Source organism: uncultured Tessaracoccus sp. (assembly GCF_947286155.1).
Lineage (GTDB): Bacteria > Actinomycetota > Actinomycetes > Propionibacteriales > Propionibacteriaceae > Arachnia.
In genome coordinates this window covers 45,240-51,512 of sequence record NZ_CAMYPD010000018.1, presented here as the reverse complement: position 1 = coordinate 51,512, position 6,273 = coordinate 45,240, and the positions used below count along the sequence as shown (strand labels likewise).

Sequence of the window (6,273 nt, the reverse complement as noted above, 5' to 3'; positions counted from 1 at the left end):
GTGTCACCTGCCTCCCGACGACGCCTCGCCGCGCGGAATCAGGTGACACCTGTTCCGGGACAGAGCCGCACAGGTTACGTGTGCCCGGCGCAGGAGAGAACGGCGATGGGCCGCCGCAGGCGCGCGTCACCGAGGGGTCTTGCGACGCTGGCAGCGCGGGCACCAGTACAGATTGCGACCCTCGAGCACCCGGGTGCGTACCTCGGTGCCGCACACCAGACATGGCTGACCGGCGCGACGGTAGACGTACACCTCGCCCCCATGCGCATCCACCCGCGGCTCCCGCTCCTGAGCCTCGGGCGAATGCTCGGGCCGCACCGTATCGATCCGCCCGACGACCACCGCCGCCCGCATCAACTCCACGAGGTCTGTCCACACCGCATCCCACGTCCGACGAGGCACCTCGCGCCCCAGCGTCGTCGGCGTGAGCCCCAGGCGAAACAGCACTTCCGCACGAAAAATGTTCCCGACACCCGCCGCAATCCGCTGGTCCATCAGCAGCGCCGCGAGCGACTTCCCCGAGCGGCGCAACCGCGTAAAGCCAACATCAGGGTCCGCGTCATCGCGGATGGGGTCAGGGCCCGACGACGCCAGCACCCCCAGATACTGTTCCTCGTCCACAAGCCGGCACCACTGCGGCCCGTGGAGATCCGCGGCGGTGGTGCCGTCGGAGATGCGCAGCCGCACCACTCCCTGCGAGGGCGCGACGGGATGCAGCCGCAGCTTGCCGATGAGCCCCAGATGAATGTGTACGTACTGCGGCCCGGGCACGTCGAACTGCAAGAACAGGTGCTTGCCCACTGCTTCGGCGCGGATGAGTTCGGCACCGTCGAGGGCAGCGGCCTCGACGGCGAATCGCCCCTGCGGAGAGCTGACGCGCACTTCGCGGCCGCCGAACGCGTCGGTGAACTCGCGCGCCAGGCGGTGGATGACGTGACCTTCAGGCATGGTTACTTCGAGCAACCAACCCGATATCCACACGCGTTTGCGAAAACGCCTCAAACGGCCCATTTCAGCAAACGCGTGTGGATATTGGGTTAGCTCAGGCTTCGTACGCCCCTACGGCGTCGATGCGACGCTGGTGGCGTTCGTCACGGGAGAACGGGGTTTCGAGGAAGGCTCGCACGATCTGCCAGGCCTCTTCCTCCTCGTGGAAGCGCCCGCCGATCGACAGCACGTTGGCGTTGTTGTGCTCACGCGAGAGCCGGGCAATCTCGGGGCTGTACGCGAGCGCCGCGCGCACGCCTTTCACCTTGTTAGCCGCGATCTGCTCACCGTTTCCGGAACCGCCCAGCACGACGCCGAGCTCACCGGAAGCAGCCACCGCCTCGGCGCAGGGAATGATGAAGGTGGGGTAATCGTCGAGAGCGTCGTAGGTGGTGGCACCGTGGTCGACCACCTCGTACCCAGCGTCTCGCAGACGCCCGGCGAGGTAGTTTTTCATCTCGAACGCAGCATGGTCAGTAGCAATATGTACGCGCATGGCTTAACTATGGCATGCCCGAACTATGCCGACTGCACTAGGCTGGCCTTCATGTCCACAGCCAATATCACCCGCGACGAGGCTCGCGCACGCTCAGAGCTGGCCACCGCACGTTCCTACGAGGTGCACATCGACCTCACCGGGCGCGGCGTCGCCGACGCCGAGCGTCAGTTCATCACCCACACGACCTTCTCGTTCGATTCGAAGGACGGTGAGCTCCACGTCGACCTCATCGGCGACGAGGTGCGCCAGGCCACGCTCGACGGCACGGACGTCGATACCTCTCGTTTCGACGGCTACCGCCTCCCGCTCAGCGTCAGCGCGGGTGAGCATGTGCTGAAGGCCACCTCCGTCATGCGGTATTCACGTTCCGGCGAGGGTCTGCACCGCTTCGTCGATCCCAGCGACAACCGCGTCTACCTCTACTCGCAGTTCGAGGCGCCCGACGCCCGACGCGTCTACGCCAACTTCGAGCAGCCCGACCAGAAGGCGACGTTCCAGCTCACCGTCGACGCCCCGTCGCACTGGCGGGTTTTCGGCAACGCCCCGGCGGCACAGCCCGAGGAGATCGGCGACGGGTTCTCGCGCTGGACGCACGAGCCGACGAAGCCACTTTCTACCTACATCACCGCAGTGGTGGCCGGCGAGTACCACGTCGTCTCCTCCACTATCCAGTCGGCGGCCGGCGAGGTGCCCGCACAGGTGGCCTGCCGCCAGTCGCTCGCGCAGTACCTCGACCACGAACGCATCCTGGAAACCACGCAGCGCGGGTTCGAGGTGTTCGAGGTGACCTTCGGCGTCCCCTACGCGTTCGGCACCTACGACCAGATCTTCGTGCCCGAGTACAACTTCGGCGCCATGGAGAACGCCGGCTGCATCACGTTCCGCGACGAGTACCTCTACCGTTCGCGGGTGACGGCCCGCGAGATGGAGTCGCGCGACAACACTATCCTCCACGAGCTCGCCCACATGTGGTTCGGCGATCTCGTCACGATGCAGTGGTGGGACGATCTGTGGCTGAACGAGTCGTTCGCCGAGTGGGCGTCGCATTTCGCGCAGGTGGAAATCCAGAAGCGCCACGGCGGCGACGCCAACCCGTGGGTGACGTTCTCCAATGAGCGCAAGGCCTGGGCCTACCGTCAGGATCAGTACCCCACCACGCACCCCATCGCCTCCGATTCCTCCGACATCGAGAAGGTGGAGCAGAACTTCGACGGCATCACCTATGCCAAGGGTGCGTCGGTGTTGAAGTTGCTCGTCAGCTTCGTCGGTCAGGAAGCGTTCATCGCCGGCGTGAGCGAGTACTTCAAGAAGCACGCCTACGATAATACGGTGCTGGGCGACCTTCTCACCGAGCTCGAAACCGCCTCCGGCAAGGATCTCTCCTGGTTCACCTCGCAGTGGCTCGAAACGTCGGGCGTCAATACGCTGCGCGCCGATTTCGACGTCGACGACGAGGGCCGCTTCACGCGTTTCGAGATCGTGCAGAGCGCTCCCGAGCAGTGGCCGACGCTGCGCACGCACCGCGTCGGCATCGGCCTGTACTCCGGCGATGAGCGCAAGGAGTACGTCGAGGTTGATGTCCGCGACGAGCGCACCCCCGTGGAGGCGCTGGTCGGCAAGCCGCGCGAAGAGGTGGTGCTCGTCAACGACGGCGACCTCACGTTCGCGAAGGTGCGCCTCGACGAGGCCACCCTCGAAGCGCTGCGCACGCCGCTGAGCGATCCGCTTGCTCGCGCCGTCAGCTGGACCGCGCTGTGGGACATGACTCGCGACGGTGAGTTGCCCTCGCGCGACTACATCAACCTGGTGCTCGCAGGGCTCCCCGTAGAGACGGACATGGCAGCCACGTCGACGCTGCTCAACCAGGCGCGCACCGCCGCGTCGGCGTACACGTCGCCGGAGCTGCGCGACGACCTCAACCAACACCTCGTCGCAGGCCTCGCCCGCCTGCTGCGCGACAGCGAACCGGGCTCTGACAAGCAGGTGCTCTTCGCGAAGGCGCTGATCGCGAGCGTCAACTCCGACGAGGCCGTCACCCTGATCGAGGGCTGGCTTGCCGGCGAAGAGGTGCCCGCAGGGCTCAAGATCGACACGGCGATGCGCTGGACGATCGTGAAGTCGCTCGCTAGCCTCGGCAAGGTTTCCGCCGACGACATCGAGCGCGAGAAGGCGGAGCACGACGACACCTCCGCCGGCGCCGAGCAGGCTGCCGGCGCGCGCGCTGCGCTGCCGAGCGCGGAGGAGAAGGCGCTCGCCTGGCAGCGGGCCACGGAGGAGCCGGACATCCCGAATGAGACGCACCGTCAGGTGTGTGCGGGGTTCTGGCAGTACGGTCAGGACGTCGATTACACCGACCACTACCTCGAGCTGTTGGACGCGGTGTCGAACCGTACTGGTTCGTGGGAGAAGCGCGGCTACGCGGCCATCGCTGCCGCAGTGAGGTGGTTGTTCCCGACGCCGGTCGCCACCCAGGAGGTCATCGACCGCATTCAGCAGTGGGTTGATGAGCACCAGCCCGCGCAGCAGGTGCTGCGTCTGGTGTTGGAACAGCTCGACGACGCGAGGCGCGCGTTGCGAGCACAGGAAACCAGCAAGCGCTGAGTGACGAAACGCTGAACGACATGGCCCGGAGCACATCGCCCTGGGCTATGTGCGTTACTCCGATTTGCTCCAGTCTTTGGCGAAGACGAGCAGCGTGATGAGCGCTCCGAATGCCAGCGGCCCGATCACGAGCAGCAGCCAGTAGAACAGCGCGGACAACGGCTCAGCTTCAGGCCAACCAGGAAGTGCTTCGAGGAGGATCATGGCTGCATCGTACCCGAAGAACGCCGCACAGGCAGCGCTCGCAACGTGCCACCGTCGGTCGTCGAACTGCGCCACCACCCCATTTTCCGCGAAACTCACCGTATCGCCGCCGCCGCTCGGCCACCATGGTGTCTATGGACATCGAAGTCTTTGAGGTAGTCGACTTCCTCGCCCAACACGCCCCCTTCGACGCGCTCCCCGACGCCGATCGCGCCAAGCTGGCTCGCAGCATGCGCATGCAGTACTTCCGACGCGGCAGCGTGTTGCTCGCCTTTGGCGCGGTGGCTCCGGGCCTGTTGGTGATCCGCTCCGGCGCCGTCGACCTCACCGACCGCGACGGGCTCCTCATCGACCGCAATGCCCCAGGCGATACGTTCGGCTCGTTATCGGTGATGGGTGGGCAACCGTCGACGTACACCGCCACCGCCATCGAGGACACCCTGGCGCTCATCCTGCCCGGCGAGCACTTCGTCGAGCTGTTCCAATCCCATCAGCAGGTGGCCGAGCACTTCACCCCGCGCCAACGCGGCCGACTACGCCGCGCCACGGAGGCCCTGCACGCCGGCGTCTCCCCCATAGTGAAGTTGCGCGCGAAGGATCTCATCACCCGGCCGCCCGTCACGGCGTCGCCCACGATCAGCATCCAAGAGGCGGCGCACACGATGACCTCGGCGCGCGTCTCGGCTCTGCTCCTCACCGACGAGCACCAGCGCCTGCGCGGCATCGTCACCGACCGCGATCTTCGCTCCCGCGTCGTGCTCACCGGCACCGACGTTCGCCAGCCCATCGGCGACGTGATGACCACCCGCCCGGCCACCGTCGCACCCGACGCGAAGGCATTCGAGCTGCTCATGGTGATGACGCAACAGCATGTGCACCATCTGCCCGTGATCCGCGACGGCGAGGTGCTCGGGCTGGTGTCGGCAGGCGACATCATGCGCCTCGAGACCTCCAACCCCGTCTATCTCGTCGGCGATATTTCCAAACAAAGCACCGTCGATGGGCTCGCCGACGTCAGCGCCCGTCGATCAAAACTGGCAGCGCAACTCCTTGCCAGAGGCGCAACGGCCGACGAGGTCTCCGTCGTGCTGACCACCGTCGCTGACGCAACAACGACCCGGCTGATCGAACTCGCCGAAGATGAACTCGGCGCTGCCCCGCATCCGTGGTGTTGGGTGAGTCTCGGGTCGCAGGCGCGTCGGGAAAACGCGCTGGGGTCAGATCAGGATCACGCCATCATCGTCGCCAACGGCGCCACCGATCTCGCCTGGTACCACGCCCTCGCCGAGCGCGTCACCGCCGGGCTGGAGCGCTGCGGCTACCCTCGTTGCCCCGGCGACACCATGGCAACCCGCTGGTGCATGCCGCTCGATGAGTGGAAGCAGCAGATGCGGAACTGGGTGGCGCAGCCCACCTCGGAGGCCGTGCTGCACTCGCAGATCTTCTTCGACATGCACCCAACGCATGGCGACGAGACACTCTATACGGCGCTGCGGGCAGCCATCTGGCCTGAGGCGGCGTCGTCGCAGCGGTTCCTCGGGCATCTCGCGACGATGGCCGTGCGTCGCGAGCCGCCGCTGGGGTTCTTCCGGGGATTCGTGGTGGAACGCTCCGGCGAGCACGCGGATCGGCTCGACATCAAAGCGGGCGGCATTCACGCTGTGATCGAGCTGGTTCGGGTGCTCGCGCTGTCGCAGGAGATCACTGCCACCACCACGCTGGCCCGGATCGAGGCCATCCAGGCCGCCGGTCAGCTCACCGCCGAGCAGGCCACCGAACTCACCGATGCCTTCAGCTTCATGCAACTGCTCCGCCTGCGCCGCCACATCGAGCTGGCCACACGCGACGACCAACCCGACAATTTCATCGCACCCGACGCCCTCACCCCCACCGAGCGCCGCAACCTGCGTGAGGCGTTCGCTGTTGTGAAACAGGCGCAGCAAACCCTCGCCTACCAATTCCGCACCCACCTGATGCAGTGA

General features: G+C 66.2%; 5 protein-coding genes. 2 read left to right on the top strand and 3 right to left on the bottom strand.

Translation table 11 applies throughout. From position 1 onward, the window contains the following. Window positions 1-126: 126 nt before the first annotated feature. Together Q0X68_RS06370 and Q0X68_RS06365 are read right to left on the bottom strand one after the other, a co-directional pair. Window positions 127-948, bottom strand: coding sequence for an Fpg/Nei family DNA glycosylase (locus Q0X68_RS06370; protein ID WP_297749148.1), 822 nt, complete (start codon window positions 946-948; stop codon window positions 127-129). Between the two features lie 94 nt (window positions 949-1,042). Then, entirely contained in the window at window positions 1,043-1,483 is a 441-nt protein-coding gene (locus tag Q0X68_RS06365; protein ID WP_297749147.1) for a ribose-5-phosphate isomerase, read from the bottom strand. A gap of 51 nt (window positions 1,484-1,534) precedes the next feature. On the opposite strand from Q0X68_RS06365, the gene pepN reads away from it, so the two are divergent. Next, window positions 1,535-4,087 (top strand): aminopeptidase N, encoded by a 2,553-nt coding sequence (gene pepN / locus Q0X68_RS06360; protein WP_297749144.1) that lies wholly within the window; start codon window positions 1,535-1,537, stop codon window positions 4,085-4,087. A gap of 54 nt (window positions 4,088-4,141) precedes the next feature. Here pepN and Q0X68_RS06355 read toward each other — a convergent pair whose 3' ends face one another. After that, window positions 4,142-4,390 carry a hypothetical protein gene (locus Q0X68_RS06355; RefSeq protein ID WP_297749141.1) on the bottom strand — a complete coding sequence of 83 codons (249 nt, stop codon included), beginning with the start codon at window positions 4,388-4,390 and terminating at the stop codon, window positions 4,142-4,144. Window positions 4,391-4,425: 35 nt separating this feature from the next. Between Q0X68_RS06355 and Q0X68_RS06350 the strand changes: the two genes are divergently transcribed. After that, window positions 4,426-6,273, top strand: a complete 1,848-nt coding sequence (locus Q0X68_RS06350; RefSeq protein WP_297749138.1) for a putative nucleotidyltransferase substrate binding domain-containing protein — start codon at window positions 4,426-4,428, stop codon at window positions 6,271-6,273.

Coding starts and splice junctions, on each gene's coding strand:
- Q0X68_RS06370 (WP_297749148.1), bottom strand. CDS start 948: ATGCCTGAAGGTCACGTCATCCACCGCCTGGCGCGCGAGTTCACCGAC.
- Q0X68_RS06365 (WP_297749147.1), bottom strand. CDS start 1,483: ATGCGCGTACATATTGCTACTGACCATGCTGCGTTCGAGATGAAAAAC.
- pepN (WP_297749144.1), top strand. CDS start 1,535: ATGTCCACAGCCAATATCACCCGCGACGAGGCTCGCGCACGCTCAGAG.
- Q0X68_RS06350 (WP_297749138.1), top strand. CDS start 4,426: ATGGACATCGAAGTCTTTGAGGTAGTCGACTTCCTCGCCCAACACGCC.